This window comes from Emticicia sp. 17c, assembly GCF_037153985.1.
Classification (GTDB): domain Bacteria; phylum Bacteroidota; class Bacteroidia; order Cytophagales; family Spirosomataceae; genus Emticicia.
Genome location: NZ_JBBAYI010000003.1, coordinates 400,901 through 423,343, shown reverse-complemented (window position 1 = coordinate 423,343; position 22,443 = coordinate 400,901). Strand labels below are relative to the sequence as shown.

Below are 22,443 nucleotides of genomic sequence, written 5' to 3'. Positions count from 1 at the left end.
AATTAAACAGCAAAAATAAACAAAATAATTAGCTTATTGGTCATTAACTATGTCTGGATTAGTAGCGGGAATGTGTCGTATTAGTATTATAAACCTGACAACGTTTTATATTTTAGCCTGTAAACTCAGATAAAAGCTACGTCCGTCGGATGGTAAAATACCCGGCCCCGGATATCCGGTTGCCCTACGTGTAAAATACATACGGTTTGACAAATTATTGATATTCCCTTCGATTTTAAACTTTTTAAACTGATAAGATACACTTACATCCATCACATCATAAGCCGGAATTAGGCCCACTACGGCTGATACACCACCGTCTTTGGCGTTGGTAGCCTCAGAATACTGGTCAGACAAATAAGTATACTGGAAAGATGCCTTCAGATTTTTATAACCAAGCCGAACGCCTGTTTTGAGATTAACATCTGGCACAAACTCAACTTTATTGCCTTTAATACCCGGTATCTGGCTGGCTTTATAAACCGAATGAATAAAGGCAACATTGCCAAATAAAACACCACTCAGGTGCTGGTTGGCTGGTTTACCAAGTTTGAGTAAATCGGCTTCAGCATAAGATTCCAGCCCCATAATTACGGCTTGCCCAATATTACCGCGGCGGCGTAATACGCGGTTGCTTTCGTCATAAAACTGAACCTCTCCAATACGATTATCGTAGTTCAGATAAAACATACTTACATCGAAATTATAAAGGCTAGTCTGGTGAGTACGTACACCTAAATCAATAGAATACCCTCTTTCGTCTTTCATGTTCGGGTCAATTACTGCCGACGGGTTGGCTGTACGCATATCGCTAAAGGTAATAGAACGGTAGTTCTGAGATATATTACTGTAAATGTCAATTTCAGCAATAGGCTTGTAGCTTAGCCCGACTCCTGCCAGTACAAACTGCCTTCCGTTGGTACGGGTTTCATTGGTACGGGTTGCACTAATAATATTACCCGCCAAATCGAACTGAATGTTTCCATAAAACCCATCGGCTTTTGTATGAATATATTCGTATCGTATACCCGGAGTAACCGAAAATTTGTCGTTCAGGTAAAATATGTTTTCAATAAACAAAGATGCATTGTTATTCGGGAAGCGGTAATCGTTGGCAATGCCTTCTTCATAATTAATAAAATTGAAATCGGCATCTTTTCCTCTGCTGCCTAAACCCTGAATGCTATGATTAAAACCATGATAATAGCGGCTTCCACCCAAAAAAATCAATAGCTTATCGCCAATAAAATAGCGTTTTAGGTAACGTGCTTCGGCTCCCCAGTTGTTAAAGTCGCCTTTAATCAGGTCACGTTCGCTGTTATCGTCAATTGTAGCTACACGATTAGGCCGAAAACCTAATGAATAACGGTACGCCGACAACCCAAATACTCGTAGATTAAACTCGTTTAGGGAGTTAAACTTATGGTCAAGATGTGCTGCCCATAAATTCCAGTTAACCTTAAACCAGTTACGTTCCCGATTGGTTTGCCGTGGGTTTTCAGCAAACATGGCATCGGTTAAGCCACCGGGTTGTTGTGACAGGTAACTCATGTGGGTGAGGTCGATGCCTATTGTAGTTTTTTCAGATAGTTTGTAGTCGAGGTCGGCATAAAAATTATAGCTGTCAAACCCTGAGTTTGCCCGCCAGCCATCGGCTCTTTTATATTGAAAAAAAGTATAATAGCTTAATTTATTAAGTGTGCCGCTTGCACTGGTAAAGGCATTGTAAAAGCCGAACGACCCCACGCTCTGGCGTGCGGTTAGCTCAAGTTTGCGGTCGGTAACGGGTTTTTTCATAACAAAGTTAATTAACCCCCCGAACTGTGTACCATATTGCAGCGAAGCGGCCCCCCGCACTATCTGAATACGCCCGACGGCTTCAATAGGGGGGGTATAGTAACTTTCAGGATAACCGAGGGCATCGGCACTTATATCATATCCGTTTTGCCGCACATTAAAATTTGCCGTACGGTTGGGGTCAAGGCCACGGCCTCCAATACTTAATTGCAGGCCTGCACCATCGTTTTCCCAGATATTTAAGCCTGCTACTCTTGAATATACCTGCCGCGCATTATTGGTAGCAAGGTTGGCCACTAGTTGTTCAGGCAAAATTACTTCTGATTTTTTGCCTTCATAAATACCCATGCTTTCAACGGCACGCATACGTGTAAAGCCGAAATCGGTCTGCTTGTCGGTTACCACTACTTCATTGAGTGTAGCATGGATTGAATCCAGAAAAATTTTCAGGTCAAGGTCTTTGTCAGTTAACCTGATTTCTTGTTGAGATGACTGGAAATCTTCGGCATAAGTTTGAACTTTGTAGGTGCCTGCTGCCAGATTTTTAAAGACAAAAATGCCTTTTTCGTTAGTCAGAGCCGTAGGAGAGCCTGTATTGAGTATAATTTTACAATTTTTAATGGCGTTACCGTCTTTGCGCGAATAAACAGTGCCGCTCAATTTATGCTGAGCCAGCGCAAATGTGCTAATCAGGCAAAAAATAAGTGTATTATAAACCTTCGATAGTGTCATGGAATGGTAAAATCCAAGTTTTGTGTTTAAAAGAATCTGTCTCTTTAGCCAAATCTGTTGTAGGGCTTATGAGCGGCCGCCCCATGCGACCGTTAAGTGCCACGTATGAATCGACATATACTTGCGGCTTTTGGAAACCCCGCAGCGCGTAATAGTCGCGTAATAGGTGGGCATACTGTAAAATCATGTCGGGTTGGGTCGACATCATTTTTTCCTGTAAAGTGCTCAGGAAGTCATTATTATTCACCACAACCTGCTTGCCTGTGCTATCTTTTACAGTAAATTGAGCGTATCCGGCTTTTTCCATAAGCATCACCCGCCACGAAAACCGATAACCTTCCTCGGTCCAGAACAACTCACCCGGGTAAAGCAAATACCTGAACGGGAAAAGTAGTTGAAACGTAAAAAACAGGATAAACAGCGGTTTAATATAAAAAGCCGGAAAATAGCTTTTAGTGGTTTCAATAAAATCGCTGGGCAGCCTGAACCAGTAACTGATACGGCGAATAAGATTTTTATGAAATACAGGAGAGAAAAAAATGAGTGCGGCTACCATCATAATATGCGGAAAAACCCCAATCGGAAATAGTAGAGCCGTCAGTACATGGAAAGTAACAACGGCTACATAAGCAAACATTCGTGTGGGAGCTCTCCATAGCAGGAAAGGAATACTCAAATCATAAATACAGCCAAACCAGCTAAAGGCGTAGGGTATCCAGCGTTTATTAAACCATTCGCCAATAATGGGCATATCATTACGAGCGGGTAACCAGATTTTCAGAGGTTGTGCCTGTAACAGCCAGTCGCTGTTTACTTTGGCCAGACCTGCATAAAAATACAAGATACACAGCATAAGTTTAAGAGAATCAATGCACCAGTTCGGAATATACTGCGCCAGTAGTCTTTTATTCCGGTACGCATCAACCGAAAAATAGGTGTGCGCAGGTAAGAAAATCATTAGAAAACTAACCAGACTAATAAAATAGTAGTGGTTCAGATAGGTAGATTTATCGATGAGTTCGATGTATGAAAAACTGGCAAACAAGCCAATAATGCTTAGGCGATAAAACAAGCCAATGGCTACTAAAAATGCACAAAGCCCACAGAAAGCAAAAAGAAAATACGTGTATTGCCCCAGCGGTTTAACGAACTCAAAGCCGAAAAATGGGAAAAAGAATTTTGGTTGGATATACAAATCGTTTATCCAGCCTTTGCTCCAGAAACGAATAATGCTGCCAAGCAACATAAGTCCGAAGCATATTCTGAAAACCGCTAAAGGAGCCGCAGAAACCTTTTTTCCGAAATAATTAGACATACCCACTGATTAATCGCCGTCGTTATCGGTATAAGTAATGGTAATACTCATGGCTGAGGTCATGTCTACCTTCAACATTCTGACAGCCTTTTGCATTTCGTTATATACTTCTTTTACAGCCTGATTATTAGTCTTGATTTCTTCATATAAAGGTAGTTTCAGGGCGTCAATTTTGTTTTTGCTTGCAGTGAACTGAGTGTTTATCAGTTCGGCTAGCGATAAACCCGTGGCACTATCTTTAGCACCGAGTGCATTCAGGTAAGTTTTAAAAGAAGGGCCTTCTGTGACTGTTTTAATACTTTTGCCATTGAAAAAGTCAACCACAGCCTGATGTGCCGTTTGGGCTAACACCAGCGATAAATCTTTTTTATAATAAGCCTCAACCTTTTCAGGAGCTACTACGCCATTAAGCATTGCGCCTGAAGGAATACCAAATTTACCAGAACGGATAAAACGCTCATAGTGTAGTACAAAACCATTAACCATTAAGGAGGTAGACGAACTAATGTCAAGCCCTGTTTTGGTAATAAATGTTTCACGATAGGTGCCGTTCCAGTCAGTCATTACTTTTGTTAGTAAAGAATTCATGCGGCTCACCAGTAACTTTACATAGGCAATTCGTTTAGCGGCGTCAGGCGCAGTTGTATAGAATGATAAAATGGCGGAATCGGTACTGCCCAGCCCATTTATCAGGTAGTCGAGTGCCGGAAAACCCTGTTGTGAATAAGCCGCGGGTACGTCCATATTAACAGCAGGGTCGGCTATGTTAGTGGCAATAGCTTTTTCATTGACCGGATATATATTGAAAAAATTTCTGAGTGTTTGTTTTTCTGCCGGTCCAAAATCAAACAATTCTACTTTTTGCCATTCTGTATAGGCATCAACCCATGCCGTCCGAAATCCAGTCAGGCTTGTGTTGTCGGGCTTACTAGTAAATGCCTCTGACTTCGCTACCATCTGGTCGAACTTTACTTTAAAATTTGCATAGGCCGGAATAATAATATTATCAGCCAGATTCGTAAGTATTGCTTTTCTGTCTTTACCTTCATCTACCGGAGTTGGTGGGTTGTCAGTGTTATTGGTTCCCCCACAAGCCCATAATATACCTACTGATAAAGCCAACAGGTATTTCTTTTTTAAGTGAAAAATTGTCATAAGTCGTAGAAATAAAACAGTGGATTGGTAATGTTAACCACCAATCCACTCTGATATATTAAAATAGCGTCGTTACAGTTTGAATTTGGCAGTAATGGTATCAGCTGCTGCATTTATTTTCTCGTTGGTTAAATCCCAGAAACCATTAGTTGAACCAATAAGGTTATTCAGGATATCGTCTGAGAATTTTGCATCCGCACCATTCAGTTTGCAATATCTTAGTGAATAAATAAAGCCTAACCCTTCGCCCATAGCATGTGCTCTTGCTGCATCGGTAGTGCCGGTTTTCCATTTACCCAGATACCCCACTGCTGCTGCTGCAATAGCTTTTTCCATTTCTGTTCTTATAAAATTAGCCTGTGCTTTTACCTCGGTCAGGTCGTTATTTACAATAGCTACGCGTCCTTTCAGAAAAGCCGGATAAATTTTTGCATAACTGGCTTTGTTGTACTCCCAGATATATGAACCCAGAAAAGATTCTGTTGTGCCTCTGGTTGCGTCGGTCGAATTAGCCAGATAAATAGGACTTAATGTTAATATGCCGTAGGCTTCGTCCCAGTTATGTTCTAATTGTGAATATTTTTTGCCTGATACAAGTGTGGTGTTGTCGGCTTCGAGCCCTTTATTTAGCAATACATTGCTGATATAATCTAGTTGTAAGGCTCCAATCAACGACTTCTGAATAATCTGTGCTATTTCGATACCTTTGGCATCAACCAGATAAGTACCTGTTTTTCCGGCTACTCCTTTCGAGGCGTTTGCTCCAACCGATTTACTTACATTAGCCATTTCTGTAAATAAACCCTCCATCCTTGTACGTGCGGCTTCTGCCTCTGTGGCTGACAGAGAAGAGGCCGTCAGGCTTCTAAGCTGAACACCAGAATTATTAAGCGAAGTGCCTGAAATATTTAAAGAAGGAATATCAGTAAACGGGTTGCCCGAATTGGCATACATATTTTTCATGACGTTGGCGTCAAGGGTCTTGTTATCTCTTACAGCTGCACCAGTATAATAGTTTAGGGCCTGAAAAATTCTGTAACGGTCATTGCCAGATTTTAAGTCAACTGTGGTATCTCCTTGTGCATCTACGAAAAGACTTTTGTATGGAGTGCTAGAGGTAGCCTTGGCATAGTCGATTTTAGTTCGTAATGGACTTACTTCTTCGTCTTTACAGGCTGTTAAGCCCGCCATAATTACTGAAACAAAAAGAATTTGAGTTTTACCGATACGTTTAAACATGGTGGCTTTTTATTTTTAATGGATTTAAATTTCGATGCAAATATATTGTATTTAGACTTAATCTAAATAAAATTTAGCGTAATTTTTTTTTAATTTTTTTGTAAATATCTGATAATAAGGTGATTATTTTTCGAACTAATGCCTTTGGTAGCTAAATCGGTATCAAGTTTGCAATTACGTGTAATCATATTCTATCTTTGTTGTAGAATGGTTTAACGTTTACATTAATTAAATGAAACTTTTTTTTAGAAAGACAGGTGAGGGCAAGCCCGTTATTATTCTGCATGGAGTTTTTGGCTCATCAGATAACTGGTTTACCATTAGTAAAATGATAGCAGAAAAAGGATTTGCTGTATATGCACTTGATGCCCGAAATCATGGGCAATCGCCACGTAGTGAGGAATTTAGCTATGAACTCATGGCCGAAGACCTGAACGAATTTATCGATGATAATCAGTTGGATAAACCTGTAATTATCGGCCATTCGATGGGTGGCAAAACTGTGATGCACTTTGCCATGAAACATGAAGGTAAATTCAGTAAACTAATAATTGTTGACATCGCACCTAAATATTATCCGTCGCACCATGGGCATATTATTCAGGGGCTTAATTCTATTGATTTAGATACCCTCACTAACCGTAAAGAAGCAGAGTTACAGCTAGACAGATACGTAACCAGCGTAGGAGAGAGGCAGTTTTTATTAAAAAACCTATATCGGAACGACTTGGGTAAATTCGATTGGCGTATTAACCTACCTGTTTTGAGCCGTGAAATTTACCAGATTGGTGGCGACTTTACCGATACGCACGAAATATCGGAACCTGTATTGTTTCTGAGAGGTGGTGAGTCGGGTTATATTTATGATGAAGACATACCAGCTATAAAGAAAATATTTCCGAATGCTACTGTTGAAACTATCGAAGGAGCAGGGCACTGGCTGCAAGCCGATAAACCTAACGAGTTTGTAGAGGCTGTAATTAAGTTTATGGCATAAAATACTCGGATTCTTCTGAAAACGTCAATTATTAAATAGAATGTCGATAGATGATTCTATTAATGATTGACGTTTTACATGACTATCTTACACAGATTAGGCTTCTGCGAGCATTTCGCCCACAATTCTGGCCGACGATAGTGCCAGAGGTATACCACCACCCGGATGCACACTGCCGCCAACAAAATATAAATTCTTAATACGAGACGAAAAATTGGCGTGTCGTAAAAATGCAGCAAACTTATTATTTGAGCTATTGCCATAAAGCGCGCCTTGCGCCGAAGAAGTTTTTAATTCTATGCTTCTGGGGTCAAGAATAGCCTCTGTTTCAATCAGGGCCGCAATATCTGTTTGCAGATTCCGGCTTAATTTCTGAATAACATTCTGACGCGCCTCATTAATAATGGTATCCCAGTCTTGTCCTTCATTGGCAGGGGCGTTGAGTAGAATAAACCAGTTCTCGCAGCCCGCCGGAGCGTCATCTTTTTTATATTTTGATGTAATATTCAAGTAAATAGTCGGGTCATGATAAATGTTTTTTTTCTGGAACTGATGTTCAAATTCCACTTTATAATTATCCGAAAAGAAAATATTATGTAAGCCTAGTTCGGGAAATTCTTTACCAATACCCCAGTAAAAAATCAGGCCAGAGCCACTTTTGGGTTGCCGCAGAAGTTTTTCAGGGTGTTTTTCGGTAGGTAAAAGTTTTCGGTAAGTGGGGCTAATATCCATGTTACTTACAACAACGTCAAACGGTAAAAAATCTTTCTCGGCGTTTTCAAGCCTGATGCCTTTTATTTTTTTATCTGCTACGCATATTTCTTTTACCCTTGTGTTAAAGTGGAACTTTACGCCTAAATCTTCGGCAAGTTTTACGAGACTCTGTGTAATGCCATACATTCCGTTTTTCGGAAAGAAAGCCCCTACGTTATATTCTAAATGCGGAATAATATTCATCGTGGCAGGTGTTTGATAAGGGTCCGAACCATTGTAAGTAGCATAACGGTTAAACAACTGCACAGCTTTGGCGGTCGAAAAGAAACGTTCGTTAGCGGCGTTCATGGTATCAAAAATACCTAGTTTAGGCAGGTTTATATAGCCCCTCAAGGCTTTTTTTGAGACCCAAGTAGAAAACTTATGTAGGGAGTCTTCCAGAAAAAGCCCGCTCAATATTTCATATTTAAAGGCACTATCTTGTAATATCCTGATAATTTTCTCGGCGGGTTCACCCAATTGTTTTTCGGCTTCCTGAGCAAAAAGACGCGTATCGGCTGGTACCGTCAGGCGGGTATTATCTTCCCAGAAATAACGACACACTTCGGGCAAGCGAAAGTACTCAAAGTAATCAATTACCTTTTTACCCGACATTGTAAAAAGTTCTTCAACCAAATGTGGCATGGTAAATAAAGAAGGCCCCGCATCAAAACGATACCCGGCCTGTTCAAAACTACTTAATTTCCCTCCGGCGTATGCATTTGCCTCAAAAACATCTACATCATACCCCTTATTTTTTAAACGGATAGCAGTGGCAATGCCTCCGATACCTGCCCCAATAATACCAACTGTCATAAACTGTTTAGATTAAAAACTTTTTATTAATAAACCAACGAGCAATCTTAATTGTTAGCTTATCAGAAAAATAAAGTCAAAGCGGGCGAAAATCTATTTTTTAAAAGAATTTTCTAAATATTTTTGTTATTTTTTCATTATTTTGCGTCATAAAAAAATTATAGTGGCGGTATAAGTTAAACTACTCTCCTTAATAAACCCATAATGGCTAGATTATTAATAGTTGATGATGAAAAGAGTATTCGGGATGCATTAAGAGACATCTTGGAATATGAAGAGTATGAAGTAGATGAAGCAAAGGACGGTGAGGAAGGATTAGAAATGGTATTAAAAACACCTTATGATGTAGCTTTATGTGATATAAAGATGCCTAAACTTGATGGCCTTGAAATGTTACTGAAAGCAAAAGAAGAAGGGGTTTTAACACAATTTGTAATGATTTCTGCCTTCGGAAACGTTGAAAATGCCGTAGAAGCAACCAAACGTGGTGCCTTTGACTTTATCACTAAACCACCAGATTTGAATCGCCTGTTGGTAACTGTACGAAACGCCATTGAGAAAAGCAAAGATGTAGAGGTAATTAAAACGCTCAAGCGGAGAATTTACAAAATCAACGAAATTGTCGGAGAGTCGGAGCCTATAAAGAAAGTAAAAGATACCATTGACCGTGTAGCCCCTACTGAAGCGCGTGTGCTAATTACCGGCCCCAATGGTTCGGGTAAAGAAATGGTTGCCAAACAGATTCATGAAAAAAGTAACCGCTGCAACCAACCCCTGATAGAAGTAAACTGTGCGGCTATACCGTCTGAACTGATTGAGAGTGAGCTATTTGGTCATGAAAAAGGAGCCTTTACTTCGGCTATTAAGCAACGAATCGGTAAGTTTGAACAAGCCGATGGAGGTACACTTTTTCTGGATGAAATTGGCGATATGAGCCTTTCGGCACAAGCTAAAGTGCTAAGAGCCTTGCAGGAAAGTAAAATTACACGTGTCGGTGGCGACAAAGAAATAAAAGTAAACGTACGTGTAATTGCCGCTACCAACAAAGACCTGAAAAAAGAAATTGCTGAAGGAAACTTCCGCGAAGACTTATACCACCGCCTGAACGTAATTCCTATTCATGTGCCTGCACTGGTTGACCGTAAGGGCGATATTCCGCTTTTGGCCGATAAATTCCTGCACGATGTAGCCGACGAATACGGCGACGCTGTAAAAGAGTTTGAACCCGAAGCAATGGAATATATGAAGAGCTTGCCATGGACAGGTAACGTGCGTGAGTTACGCAACGTAGTTGAACGCCTCGTAATTATGTGCGGCGCAAACATTACATTAGATGACGTAAAATTATATGCCGGTATAGGATACTAATACTTTTACTATATTTCATATTACAGAATCCAGCAGATGAGGTCTTTATAACAGATTTCACCTGCTGGATTTTACTTGTAGTACATCAAGGTAAGAAACAGATTTTTTTGAAAACGCTTCTAAAACCGCTAATATTGCTGCGGTTTTTAAATACCCAAGCCTCAGAATTAATTATTGACCTTTTATGTCTAAACTTTTTTCTTTTCTTAGTAAGTATCAGAAACTACTTTTATTGCTTGGGTTAATTCCTGTCTTGTTTTATTGCTACGTTGTTTTGCGTTTTTCGTCTGATGTGCCATTCTATGATGATTTTTTCTGGGGATTTGATTATCTGGAACTTTACCTTCAGAAAAATACATTTTTTGAGAAAGTAAAAATGCTGTTTATGCAGCATAATCAACATCGGCTTATTTATTTCAGAAGCGTACTGTTAAGCCTTTTCTATCTGGAAGGAACCCTCAATATAAAACACCTGATTTTGGCAGGTAACCTTAGTATTTTTGGTGTTTTAATTACTTATTGGCTGGTTTTTAGGCGTATGGCCATTTCTTTGGTATATTTTCTGCCTGTACCGTTTTTGCTTTTGCCGTATCAGTTTATGTTTAATAGTATTGTAAGTTACGGGGTGCCTAACATGAGTATTATATTTCTGGCTACGCTTACACTCTATTTTACTTGTTTTGCTGCTCCAAAAAATATCTATCTGGTTTGGATAGTTGGTTTTCTGGCTACTTTTTCGAATGGCAATGGCATTGTAGTACTGTTAATAGCCACTTTTTTATTGTTTCTACAAGGGCGTACTCGTCAGGCAATTTATACTGCTGTTATCTATGCTGCAAGTATGGCTGTTTATTTTAGTGGCTTTCACATGAAATCGGGTGAAGCAACTTTCAATGCTAATACTTTTTTATATGTTTTCAGATTTTTAGGAGCTGCTTTTTTTACTAATATCAATACTGTTTCAGTAGTTTTGAGTGCCTTGGCAATACTTGCCATAGTAGTGTATTTTCTTTATTTCTTTCTGAAATTCATCCAAAACAAGTACAGGCCTATCAACGATAAAGTAATATTATTCTGTTTAGGTATATTTATGTTTCTGGGCTGTACAGCCTTAATGACGGCCATCGTCAGAGCTATACATAAAGTCGATATTCCTGACTGGTATAAAAACTATTCTATTCTTTTCGTGGTAAGTATCTATGCTTTTTTGCTAGCTGCTAATAAAAAACAGTGGCTTCAACAGGCTTTTTTGGGTGTATTTATTATTTACGGGGCCGGAATATGGTACAAGTCGGCTGAAAAAAATCTGCCAAGCTACCAGTACCTTAAGTCAACATTCGATGCAGATGTGGCTAATTATCATAAAAATAAATACTGGTCGTTCCTGACAGCACAAGAAGGAATCCATTTTTATGAAAGACATAACCAGCAAACCGCTCAGTTTATCAGCAAAGGCTGGTATCAACTGCCGCAGTCTCCTTTATTAAATCAAAAATTTGATGAAAGTAAGTGCCTTAAAACAAATTTCAGGATAGAAGATTTTCCAGAACGTTTTGCCAAAATAATACAATATGACCCTGTTACGCTGGATGCTGACAGCCGTGGTTACAAAGAACGCTTCGGGTTTATTATAAATGACTCAACCAAACGCATATATTTTTTTGGAATAGTACCAACATTTAATGGTATCAGGGGAATAATTAAATATAAAAGTTTGTTCTACGATAAAGCCGAATTTAGTGTAAACTACAACTATTTCGGAAACGCTATTCCTTCGGGCAATTATCGTGTTGGAATGGTATTTATAGATGCACAAAAGCAGGCTATCTGGCGAATATCAGACCAGACCATCAGCGTAAATAATTTTGAATCAGATAATAATGTCAACAAAGAATAAATACTCAATCTAATGCAATACGACGTTACAGTGATAGGCTCCGGCCCCGGAGGATACGTAGCAGCTATCAGAGCTGCTCAACTTGGTATGAAAACCGCCATTATTGAAAAATACAATGTTTTAGGAGGAACCTGTTTAAATGTGGGCTGTATTCCGTCTAAGGCGTTGCTCGACTCATCGGAGCATTTTTATAATGCTGCGCATCATTTTGCTGAGCATGGAATTGAAATAGCTGCACCAAAGGTAAATCTGGAGCAGATGATGGCACGTAAAAGAGGCGTGGTTGAAAAAATGAATAATGGAATTAATTTCCTGATGAAGAAAAACAAAATCACAGTTTATAACGGTTTTGGTTCGTTTGTTGATAAAAACACCATTAATATTAAAAAAACTGATGGTTCGGAAGAGCAAATAAGTACGGGTAAAGTAATTATTGCTACGGGTTCAAAACCTACTATTCTGCCTTTCATGAACTACGACAGGAAAAGAATTATTACAAGCACCGAAGCACTTGCATTGACTGAAATCCCTAAACACCTGATAGTGATAGGCGCGGGGGTAATCGGAGCCGAACTAGGCTCGGTTTATGCGCGTTTAGGGGCTAAAGTAACATTTGTTGAGTTCGCAGATTCGATGATTCCGACAATGGATAAAACCATGGGTAAAGAATTGCAGAAATCAGTAAAAAAACTTGGAGCTGACTTTTACTTCAATACTAAAGTAACAAAAATCGAGAATCTTGGTGAAGAGGTACTGGTATCGGCTGACGGAGCCGACGGCAAACCTGTGGAAATAAAAGGAGATTACTGTCTGGTATGTATTGGCCGACGGGCGTATACCGACGGCCTAAATCTGGAAGCAGTGGGGGTTACTACCGACAGAGGCAAAATAGTAGTTGATGAGCATACGCTCGAAACCAACGTAAAAGGTATTTATGCCATTGGCGACGTAGTCAGAGGTGCTATGTTGGCCCACAAGGCAGAAGAAGAGGGGGTATTGGTTGCTGAAATCATGAACGGACAAAAACCGCATATTCATTATAACCTCATACCCGGTGTAGTTTATACTTGGCCAGAGGTGGCATCTGTGGGGCAAACAGAAGAAGAACTAAAAGCAAAAGGTGTTAACTATAAAACAGGTCAGTTTCCGTTTAAGGCTTTAGGCCGTGCTACTGCCAGCGGCGATACCGACGGGCTAGTGAAAATTCTGGCTAACAAAGATACCGATGAAGTACTAGGGGTGCATATTATAGGTGCAAGAGCCGCCGATATGATTGCTGAGGCCGTTACTGCTATGGAGTTCAGGGCTAGTGCCGAGGACATCGCACGGATTTCGCACGCGCACCCAACTTATATGGAGGCCGTTAAAGAAGCTGCGTTGGCAGCTACCGATAACAGAGCTATTCATTCATAGTAAGTGTTTCCCGATAGAAACAGCATATATAGGCCCGAATAGTTTTGTACTAAGCGGGCTTATTTATTTTTGATAATTAAAGCCTTGTGAATTAATCAGAAGAAGTGAGCGGCTGGGTGGAAGACGATTGTCTGGATGAAAAATAATCAACCATACCAATAATCAGGATACATCTGGCTATGATTACGATTAACCGTGGTATAAAACCTAGCCATGGAAGTGGCTCAACAAAAAAGCTGTAAAACACGAGCAGATTGGCAAAGGCCATTAATACTACGCTCCAGCTTATCCAGAACCTTTCGACATCTTTTATAGGTAAAAAAGACGATAAAGTGGCTGTATAGATATAAAGTAGTGTGTAGCAAAGCAACATTATCTTCTGCGAAACAGGAAGAGCCGGATGCAAAGTAATAATATAAAAAAGAATAGGAAACAGGGCATAGACCGGAATTATCCTTATGAATTTATAGAATGCGCCCTGAAACTTTATTTTTGCCCCCATCAACTTAAAAATACATGCCCATAAACACAAAATAAAAGCATGAATAATTAAATTAATATTTTTGATAAGTGCGGGAGAAATCATGACACCCACTGATATAAGCACGGGTAAAATAAGCGTTGTAATAAAGAGCTTATCAATATTGGTAGATAAGGGTTTCCGGTGCTGATAATACCACAAAGAAAGCACAAGAGCAGCAATAATTCTTATAAAGGCTATCCAGAATTCGCTTTGCTGCGGAGGTAACCCAATAAAAAAGAATTCTGATATTAATAAAAAAGCAGTAAGTAGTAGGTATCTTATATTCATCTTAAATTTTAGATTTGAGCCTATACCTACATATAGGCTCATGCTTGATGAGTTTGACTAATGTGACTCTCTCTTTACCTCATGCCCTGATGTACCCATCAGAAAATCGAGGTCAGCTCCTTTATCGGCCTGATTAACCGTGTTGATGTATAACTGTACATAACCCCGATTATAGCCTAAGTCAAGAGGTTGCCAGTTTTTACGTCTTTCAGCTAATTCTTCGTCCGACACATGCAGCCATATTTTTCGATTAGGCACATCTACTTCTATCAGGTCGCCGTTCTGTACCAGGCCCAATGTTCCACCCACAGCCGACTCAGGCGAGGCGTGCAGAAATACAGTGCCATAGGCTGTTCCGCTCATACGTGCATCTGAAATACGCACCATATCGGTAATCCCTTTTTCAAGAATTTTCTTAGGCAACTGCATATTTCCTACTTCGGGCATTCCCGGGTATCCTTTAGGGCCTACATTTTTTAGTACCATTACACAGGTTTCATCAATTTCCAAATCGGGGTCATCAATGCGGGCGTGGTAGTCTTCAATGGTCTCAAAAACTACGGCTTTGCCTGTGTGTTGCATCAGGTGAGGCGAAGCCGCCGAGGGTTTAATAACAGCTCCATTTTCGCACAGATTCCCTTTCACTACTGCAATACCACCTTCTTTTAACAACGGGCTATCAATTCGGCTAATAACTTCTTCGTTCCAGATTTTGGCTCCTTTCGAGTTTTCTATCAGGCTTTTGCCATTAGCTGTAATGGCATTAGGGTGTAAAAAGCCCGACATCTCTTTAATTACTGCCGGAAGCCCACCCGCATAATAAAAATCTTCCATCAGATACTTACCCGAAGGCATCAGATTAAGCAAGAATGGCATTTTACTACCAATTCTGTCGAAATCTTCCAGTTTTATATCTACACCAATACGGCCGGCAATGGCTAGTAAATGCAATACCAGATTAGTTGACCCCCCAACGGCGGCGTTCATCATAATAGCATTTTCGAAAGCCTCTCGGGTTAAAAGTTTCGATAACGTCAGTTCTTCTTTTACCATTTCTACAATTCGCATTCCTGACATGTGTGCTAGAACTTTTTTTCTTGAGTCGGCTGCCGGAATAGCTGATGCTCCCGGAAGCGTAAGCCCTAGTGCCTCAACCATTACGGCCATGGTAGATGCCGTACCCATTGTTGAACAATGGCCAATACTTCTACTCATACAGGCTTCTGCTTCTTCAAATTCTTCGGCTGTCATTTTGCCTGTTTTCAGGTCATCGGCAAATCGCCACACATCTGTACCCGACCCAATCGCACGGCCCTGAAAGCGTCCGCTAAGCATAGGGCCGCCGGGTACCACAATAGTAGGAATATCAACACTGGCGGCTCCCATTACCAACGAGGGTGTAGTTTTATCGCATCCTGTTAATAAAACTACGGCATCGAAAGGGTTCCCCCTGATGCTTTCTTCGACTGTCATGGCGGCCAGATTTCTGTAAAGCATAGCCGTTGGGCGGATAATTGTTTCGCCTAGTGACATAACCGGAAACTCAAGCGGAAACCCACCCGCTTCATATACACCATTTTTAACAACCTGAGCTAATTCTCTGAAATGTCCGTTACAAGGGGTAGCTTCTGACCATGTATTACAAATACCTATTACGGGTTTGCCTTTAAATTGATGTGCCGGATAACCCTGGTTTTTTATCCAGCTTCTATATATAAAACCATCTTTTCCGTCTTTGCCGAACCAGTCTTGGCTACGTAATTTACTGTTATTTTTGGATGTCATAATTTAAGTTAGAGAAAAAGGCAAAAAAATTTATCAATAATCCTTATTTTTGTGTTGTTTTGCAACCAAATTAAGAATATTTGTTGTAAATAATTGTGAAAGATTTAAAATTATAAAATACCATGAACTTATTTGATACGTTGAACGAGGCATTGACTGACGAAGTTGTATCAAAAATTGCCAAGTTGACTGACGAAGAGCCCTCGAAAACTAAAAAAGCACTGGATGGAATTATTTGCACGTTAGTGGCTGGACTGGTGCGTAGGACGGGAAGTACCATGAGCGTGAATATGCTCTACAATCAAATTCAAAAGGGGAATCAGGGCGGTGAACTTATTGGTGACGTAATGTCTTATCTCAACAAGAAAGATAAGCTCGATGCTATACTTAAAAGTGGCGATGCACTGGTAAGCCAGATATTTCCGGCTTATAAAAGTCCGTTGATTAGTATGATAGGTACTTATGCAGGCATCAAAAAGAACTCGTCAACGATGTATTCGAGTTTGGCAACGCCTATTCTGATTGATGCTGTAAGCAGAGAAGTGAACAACAACAAAATGGATGTAGATGCGCTGACTACTTTTCTGGCCGAGCATCATGAGCCATTGTTTAAACGTGTTCCTGAAGAATTGTTGGAAAAAATGATTCCACAGTTAGGTTTGCAGGAGTTACTTTCTCCGAAATTTACCTCATCAAAAAGAATCATAGCACCCAAGCCAGCTTCGGTTAAGCCTAAGCCAGCACCTAATACGCCGTCTCAGCCAGTAGCCGAAACCGAAGAAGAGGAAGAATCAAGCGAAAGCTCGGCTTTTCCTGTTAAATGGTTACTGATTGTACTGGTTGTTTTAGCCCTAGCAGCAGGTGGTTATTACTGGTATCAGAATTACTACCAGCCCTCTCAGGTTTCGGAAACTGAAATAGACGAAACTACGCTTGTTGCTGACTCATTGAATACCAGCGATTCGACCAATACGCCTACTGACTCGGCCGCTGTTAAAGACACTACCAATGCCGCGGCTAGCAATATAGCACCAGCTACTACTAGTGGAGCATTGACACAGGCTTTAGAGCCTTATTTGTCTGATAACACAAAACCTGCCGGACAAGTATTCCCGATGACGGGAGTAAGTTTCCTGAAAGGTTCACAGGCTTTAGATAATAAATCGGAGGCTTCTATTACTGAACTGGCCGAACTATTAAAGAAATATCCTAAAATGCAGGTAAGGATTCAAGGCCATTCGACCGACGCCGTGGGTGTTGATAATAAATCGATGGCAACCAAGAGAGCCTTTGCTATTAAGAAGAGACTGTTAGTGGCAGGTATAACCGATACACGCATTGATGCAATTGGTATTCAGGGTAGTGGAGATAAAGCCGACTTGAAAATTGTATCAAAATAAAATTGAAATCACATTCTTAGATAAAAAAAACACCTTGCTTGCAAGGTGTTTTTTTATGGTATTTACTTATTATTTGAATGCTTTCATTTTACCGCCCGTTTGCATCTGATTTACTTTTTTCATCATTGAGCGCATCTGGTCGAACTGTTTAAGTAAGTTGTTCACTTGTAAAATCTGAGTGCCGCTACCTGCTGCAATTCTTTTCTTACGGCTACCATCAATAATATCGGGTTTTTCACGCTCTTTAGGTGTCATTGAGCGAATAATGGCTTCAATTGGTTTGAAAGAATCGTTGCTGATATCTAGGTCTTTAATTTGCGAGCCTACCCCCGGAATCATCCCCATTAGGTCTTTGATATTACCCATTTTTTTAATCTGCTCCAATTGCGTCAGGAAGTCGTTTAAGTCAAACTTGTTCTCACGCATTTTTTTGTTCAGACGCTTCGCTTCATCTTCATCGAAGGCTTGTTGCGCACGTTCTACCAATGAGATAACGTCACCCATACCCAAAATACGGCTAGCCATACGGTCGGGGTAGAACACGTCTAATGCTTCCATTTTCTCACCGGTCGAAATAAACTTGATTGGTTTATTAACAATGGTTTTAATAGAAAGTGCGGCACCACCACGGGCATCGCCATCAAGTTTGGTTAATACAACGCCATCAAAGTCCAGACGCTCGTTAAAGGTTTTGGCAGTATTTACGGCATCTTGCCCCGTCATGGAGTCAACCACAAACAGGATTTCGCTAGGATTAACGGCTTTCTTGATGTTTTCAACCTCCTGCATCATGGCCTCATCAACAGCCAAACGACCGGCGGTATCTATAATTACTATATTTTTGCCTTTGGTTTTGGCATAAGCCAAGGCATTTTTAGCAATATCAACGGCATTTTTACTTTCAGGCTCGGCATATACTTCAACGCCTATTTGTTCGCCTAATACTTGTAATTGGGTTATCGCTGCAGGGCGATAAATATCACAGGCTACCAGTAATATCTGGCGTCCTTGTTTTTTTAGGTAATTAGCAAATTTACCTGAAAAAGTGGTTTTACCAGAACCTTGCAACCCTGCAATAAGTACAATTGCCGGAGAACCCTTCAGATTTACGCTCTGAGCCTGACCGCCCATAAGCTCCGAGAGTTCTTCCTGAATAATTTTGACAAATAACTGACCTGGCTCAACGGCAATCATCACTTTGCGGTCAATGGCCTTTTCTCTTACGCGGTCGGTTACGTCTTTGGCAACTTTGTAGTTTACGTCGGCATCCATTAAAGCTCGGCGAACTTCTTTAACGGTCGAAGCAATGTTAATATCAGAAATCCTGCCTTGCCCTTTTAAGGTTTTGACAGCTTTATTGAGTTTATCACTTAAATTTTCAAACATCTTTCGGATTGTTAATAAGTATTCCTTTGCGAAACATCAGATGCTAAAGGAATAGAATGCGTAATAATTTGCAAAGTTAAGATTTTAGCAATAAAAGCGTAATAGTTTTTGTGAAGGTTTTTGTTTCATAAGTACTTTACTAGGTTATATAATTTTTTGCAGCATAGATTGTATATATTTGCCTGTCGAAAAAACAGCTTTATAGAACAACAACAAGCGTATGAAACTGCATATCATGGGGGCATCTTGTAGCGGAGTGACAACTCTGGGTATGGCTCTGGCAAAACAGTTAGGTATTATTTATCTGGATAGTGATGATTATTTCTGGGAAAAGACCGAACCACCTTTTACTACGAGGCGGAATCCGGCATTGAGAAATAAAATGATAGGTATTGATGCTAATAAATACGATAACTGCATAATAGGTGGCTCCTTATTAAAATGGGATTTGGATATTAATTTCGACCTGATTGTATTTCTTTATATTCCGCATGAAATTAGGATGGAACGGCTAAAAAAACGGGAGCTGGAGCGTTACGGAGATATTATTTTTACCGACCCTGACAGAAATGAGCAGTATATAAATTTCCTGAATTGGGCAAAAGGTTATGATGATAATACCACGCAGGGCAGAACATTAGCTGCGCATGAAAAATGGTTATCTGAGCAAACTTGTCCGGTTTTGGAAATCAGAGGAGATTATACAGTAGAAGAAAGAGTAAAACAGATTCTTGAGAGAGTTACTTCCCAAAAATCCGTTTTCTATGTTCAGCCCCCCATTGAGCAATAGAGCCAATTACCTCTTTTAAGGTATGCCCATATTCAGTTAGTTCGTATTCGACAGTAACAGGCTTGGTGTCATAAACGGTGCGTTTCACCAAATCATTATCTTCGAGGTCTTTCAATTCTTTTGAAAGCATTTTGGCTCCTATGCCGTTCACATCCCGAATCAGTTCCATGAAGCGTTTTTTCCCGAAGCTCAACGAACCTATAATCATAATCTTCCATTTACCACTCAGAATATCCATCGCATCTTGTACGGCCACCATGTACTGGCTGCATTGAGCGTGGTTGTGGTCATCTATTGTTTCAGCAATTTTTTTGGTCATAATCATTAAAATAACGCGAATCCAACTGGCAAAACCAGTGCGTCTCAGTATCGTTGTTCGATAGAAACGTTAACAAAGATACTCACAAAGTTCAATCAATGTACATTATGAGATATATATCTGCTTTGTTTACATAACAAATTATTTGTAAATATTAATTAGTTTATATAGTTTCTTAAAGGAAACTACTTTCTAAAAGAAATTTACTTCCAAACATAAACTTATTTTTTCTGATTCGTGTATTAGCATAGACATTCATATCTAAATACTTAAAACTTAAAAAATCATGTCTAGCAAAACACAAAAAATCCTTGCCATTATTTTTATGGCTCTACCTTCATTGATGTTAGTAATGAGTGGTATAATGAAACTTACAGGTGGCGAACAAGTAGTAACAGGGCTTACCAAAGCAGGTTATGGCCCTTACATTAAAATCTTTGGTATTGCTGAACTAGTTTTTGTAGCGCTCTTCTGGATTCCTAAAACTTATAAAATTGGTTTCTACCTGATTTTATCGTATCTGGGAGGAGCCGCTGCTGTTGAAGTAGCCGGAGGAGCCAATCCTGTTGCTTTTGCTTTAATAGCCCTTACTTGGATAGGTTTTTACCTGAAAGATAAAACAAATTTTATTGCAGAATAATATTTTGCCCACACCGCTAAGCTACCGACCTGTGACCCTGAGGTAATGGGCTATAAAAAATAACCCCTCTCGCCAGAATAGCAGAGAGGGGTAGGGTGTGGGTAAACCCACTGTAAAGAATAGGTAAGTAAGTGATTAATATCCTTCGTTTTGTTTTAAATAACCCGGGATATTAGACGCACCATCGATAGCTGTTTGCGGAATCGGGAAGATTCTTTTCTTCACATCGTTGTTGGTTTTTTCTGTCCAGGTTCCTTCATATTTACCAAAACGAATCATATCAGGGCGGCGTACCATCTCCCAATAGAATTCAAAACCACGCTCACGGAAAAGTAAGTCTAAGGTCATGTTTGTTAAAGGCGGCGGAGGTGTAGTGGCAGTTCTGGCTGCTCTTACGGTGTTCACATCAGCCAATGCGCTGGCAGCATCGTTACTTTTACGCAATTTTGCTTCTGCACGCATTAAATAAATATCTGCCAGACGCGTAATAATAATATCTGCATCGCCGAAGTTTCTACCACTTGATGATTTCTTGCTGAATTGGTATTTTTCAACACGGTAACCAGTGTTGTAGTTACTTCCTTCTACTGTAAAGTCAACTTTCTCAGTAAAATCAACATTTAAGGTTGGTTTGTTACGGGTATCGTACACTAGTTTACCAACTTTATAATTACCGTTAGAACATTTCACAAATACACCATTTTTTCTGATTAAGCCATATTGTTGGCCACGTAAAATACCGCGGTCAATATTGAAGTCAGGGCCAGCCACACAAGAGTCGGCAGGATTGGTGTAAATTGATATGTTTTGTTTGTAGAAACGCGGGTCAACCTTAGGGTCTTGAGGCGCATAGGCATTTGCCCATGTACGGTAATAATCAGACGTAATTGCCGGGCCATCAGTACCATTGGCCGCAGGGAAATTGTACAAAGGGAACTGGTCGCCTGAAATAGAGAAATAAGCCATACGGTTATGACCATTTAACTCTGCTCTCTGGTCAACAGCAAAAATCAATTCTTTGTTGTCATGATTATCATCATTAAAGATTGAGAAATAATCTTTAGATAACTGATACTGACCCGAGGTGATGATTTTATCGCAATATTCAATCACTTTGTCCATATCTTCAGGTTTGAAGGTGAACTGGGTCGCGTATCTGTCACGGTATACAGCCGCATTCAGATACAAACGAGCTAGTAAAGACCATACGCCGCCTTTAGTTAAGCGGCCAGGGCCTACGTTTGTTTCAAGGTTTGGTTCAACTGCCAGCAATTCATTTTTAATATAATCGAAGGCTTCTTGGCCTCTGATTATTTTTGAGGTTTCGCCTACATCATTTTTAACGAAAACCAACCCGAACAAATCCAGCGTAAGCATTGAGTAATAAGCTCTCATACCTCTGGCCTCAGCTAAAAAGGTTTTAGCCGATGGGTCGTTCATAGTTGGTAAGGTATTAATAGCCGTGATAGCTCTTGACATACCTTGTAGAATCAGATTCCATGTATTACGGATATTAGGGTCGTTGGCACCATGCGTATGAGCGTGCATGGCAAGGTAAATCCCGTTATCACCCCAGTCGGTACCACCTCTGTATGGTAGGATAGCTTCGTCAGTCGAAATCTCCTGTAAGGCAAAATAGTTTGTATGTAAAAAGATGTCGGGAAGGCGGGCATAAACCGGCGCTATCATTCCCTCTACTGCTTGTTTATCGGTTAGGTTTGAGCCGAACGTCTCATCAAGAATAACTTCGTTCAGGTCTGTACAACTATTCAAAACCATCAAACCAGCAAGTGCAAGTGTTGTATATATTTTCTTTTTCATGAGTTCTAA

Annotated in this window: 17 protein-coding genes; 7 read left to right on the top strand and 10 right to left on the bottom strand. The window is 40.1% G+C overall.

Features of this window, described 5'->3' with window-relative positions:
* Positions 1-105: 105 nt before the first annotated feature.
* From WAA15_RS09540 to WAA15_RS09525, 4 genes are all read right to left on the bottom strand, one after another.
* Positions 106-2,529 (bottom strand): TonB-dependent receptor domain-containing protein, encoded by a 2,424-nt coding sequence (locus tag WAA15_RS09540; protein WP_337042504.1) that lies wholly within the window; start codon positions 2,527-2,529, stop codon positions 106-108.
* Positions 2,507-3,844, bottom strand: a complete 1,338-nt coding sequence (locus WAA15_RS09535) for an HTTM domain-containing protein (protein ID WP_337042503.1) — start codon at positions 3,842-3,844, stop codon at positions 2,507-2,509. The genes WAA15_RS09540 and WAA15_RS09535 overlap by 23 nt, the downstream gene beginning before the upstream one ends.
* Before the next feature lie 9 nt (positions 3,845-3,853).
* Entirely contained in the window at positions 3,854-4,999 is a 1,146-nt protein-coding gene (locus tag WAA15_RS09530) for an imelysin family protein (protein WP_337042502.1), read from the bottom strand.
* A gap of 72 nt (positions 5,000-5,071) precedes the next feature.
* Complete coding sequence (locus tag WAA15_RS09525; RefSeq protein ID WP_337042501.1) at positions 5,072-6,238, bottom strand: DUF4856 domain-containing protein; 1,167 nt, start codon at positions 6,236-6,238, stop codon at positions 5,072-5,074.
* Between the two features lie 232 nt (positions 6,239-6,470).
* On the opposite strand from WAA15_RS09525, the gene WAA15_RS09520 reads away from it, so the two are divergent.
* On the top strand, positions 6,471-7,235 hold the full coding sequence (locus WAA15_RS09520; protein ID WP_337042500.1) for an alpha/beta fold hydrolase: 765 nt from the start codon (positions 6,471-6,473) through the stop codon (positions 7,233-7,235).
* 96 nt (positions 7,236-7,331) lie between these two features.
* On the opposite strand, the gene crtD is transcribed toward WAA15_RS09520, so the two are convergent.
* Positions 7,332-8,804 (bottom strand): 1-hydroxycarotenoid 3,4-desaturase CrtD, encoded by a 1,473-nt coding sequence (gene crtD / locus WAA15_RS09515; RefSeq protein ID WP_337042499.1) that lies wholly within the window; start codon positions 8,802-8,804, stop codon positions 7,332-7,334.
* Positions 8,805-9,008: 204 nt separating this feature from the next.
* Here crtD and WAA15_RS09510 point away from each other — a divergent pair, with 204 nt between their 5' ends.
* From WAA15_RS09510 to lpdA, 3 genes are all read left to right on the top strand, one after another.
* Positions 9,009-10,172, top strand: a complete 1,164-nt coding sequence (locus tag WAA15_RS09510) for a sigma-54-dependent transcriptional regulator (protein ID WP_337042498.1) — start codon at positions 9,009-9,011, stop codon at positions 10,170-10,172.
* A gap of 184 nt (positions 10,173-10,356) precedes the next feature.
* Entirely contained in the window at positions 10,357-12,069 is a 1,713-nt protein-coding gene (locus WAA15_RS09505; protein WP_337042497.1) for a hypothetical protein, read from the top strand.
* Between the two features lie 12 nt (positions 12,070-12,081).
* Entirely contained in the window at positions 12,082-13,482 is a 1,401-nt protein-coding gene (gene lpdA, locus WAA15_RS09500; RefSeq protein ID WP_337042496.1) for a dihydrolipoyl dehydrogenase, read from the top strand.
* A gap of 91 nt (positions 13,483-13,573) precedes the next feature.
* On the opposite strand, the gene WAA15_RS09495 is transcribed toward lpdA, so the two are convergent.
* Complete coding sequence (locus tag WAA15_RS09495) at positions 13,574-14,293, bottom strand: hypothetical protein (RefSeq protein ID WP_337042495.1); 720 nt, start codon at positions 14,291-14,293, stop codon at positions 13,574-13,576.
* Between the two features lie 57 nt (positions 14,294-14,350).
* Positions 14,351-16,078 carry an IlvD/Edd family dehydratase gene (locus WAA15_RS09490; protein ID WP_337042494.1) on the bottom strand — a complete coding sequence of 576 codons (1,728 nt, stop codon included), beginning with the start codon at positions 16,076-16,078 and terminating at the stop codon, positions 14,351-14,353.
* Positions 16,079-16,200: 122 nt separating this feature from the next.
* Here WAA15_RS09490 and WAA15_RS09485 point away from each other — a divergent pair, with 122 nt between their 5' ends.
* On the top strand, positions 16,201-17,478 hold the full coding sequence (locus WAA15_RS09485; RefSeq protein ID WP_337042493.1) for a DUF937 domain-containing protein: 1,278 nt from the start codon (positions 16,201-16,203) through the stop codon (positions 17,476-17,478).
* 69 nt (positions 17,479-17,547) lie between these two features.
* Here WAA15_RS09485 and ffh read toward each other — a convergent pair whose 3' ends face one another.
* On the bottom strand, positions 17,548-18,864 hold the full coding sequence (gene ffh / locus WAA15_RS09480; protein ID WP_337042492.1) for a signal recognition particle protein: 1,317 nt from the start codon (positions 18,862-18,864) through the stop codon (positions 17,548-17,550).
* Between the two features lie 220 nt (positions 18,865-19,084).
* On the opposite strand from ffh, the gene WAA15_RS09475 reads away from it, so the two are divergent.
* Complete coding sequence (locus WAA15_RS09475; protein ID WP_337042491.1) at positions 19,085-19,654, top strand: adenylate kinase; 570 nt, start codon at positions 19,085-19,087, stop codon at positions 19,652-19,654.
* Here WAA15_RS09475 and WAA15_RS09470 read toward each other — a convergent pair.
* Complete coding sequence (locus tag WAA15_RS09470) at positions 19,605-19,973, bottom strand: winged helix-turn-helix transcriptional regulator (protein ID WP_337042490.1); 369 nt, start codon at positions 19,971-19,973, stop codon at positions 19,605-19,607. The genes WAA15_RS09475 and WAA15_RS09470 overlap by 50 nt on opposite strands.
* Positions 19,974-20,259: 286 nt before the next feature.
* On the opposite strand from WAA15_RS09470, the gene WAA15_RS09465 reads away from it, so the two are divergent.
* The gene (locus tag WAA15_RS09465) at positions 20,260-20,613 is read left to right on the top strand and encodes a DoxX family protein (RefSeq protein WP_337042489.1); all 354 of its coding nucleotides are present in this window, start codon (positions 20,260-20,262) and stop codon (positions 20,611-20,613) included.
* Positions 20,614-20,748: 135 nt separating this feature from the next.
* Here WAA15_RS09465 and WAA15_RS09460 read toward each other — a convergent pair whose 3' ends face one another.
* Positions 20,749-22,434 carry a RagB/SusD family nutrient uptake outer membrane protein gene (locus tag WAA15_RS09460; protein ID WP_337042488.1) on the bottom strand — a complete coding sequence of 562 codons (1,686 nt, stop codon included), beginning with the start codon at positions 22,432-22,434 and terminating at the stop codon, positions 20,749-20,751.
* Between the last annotated feature and the right edge of the window lie 9 nt (positions 22,435-22,443).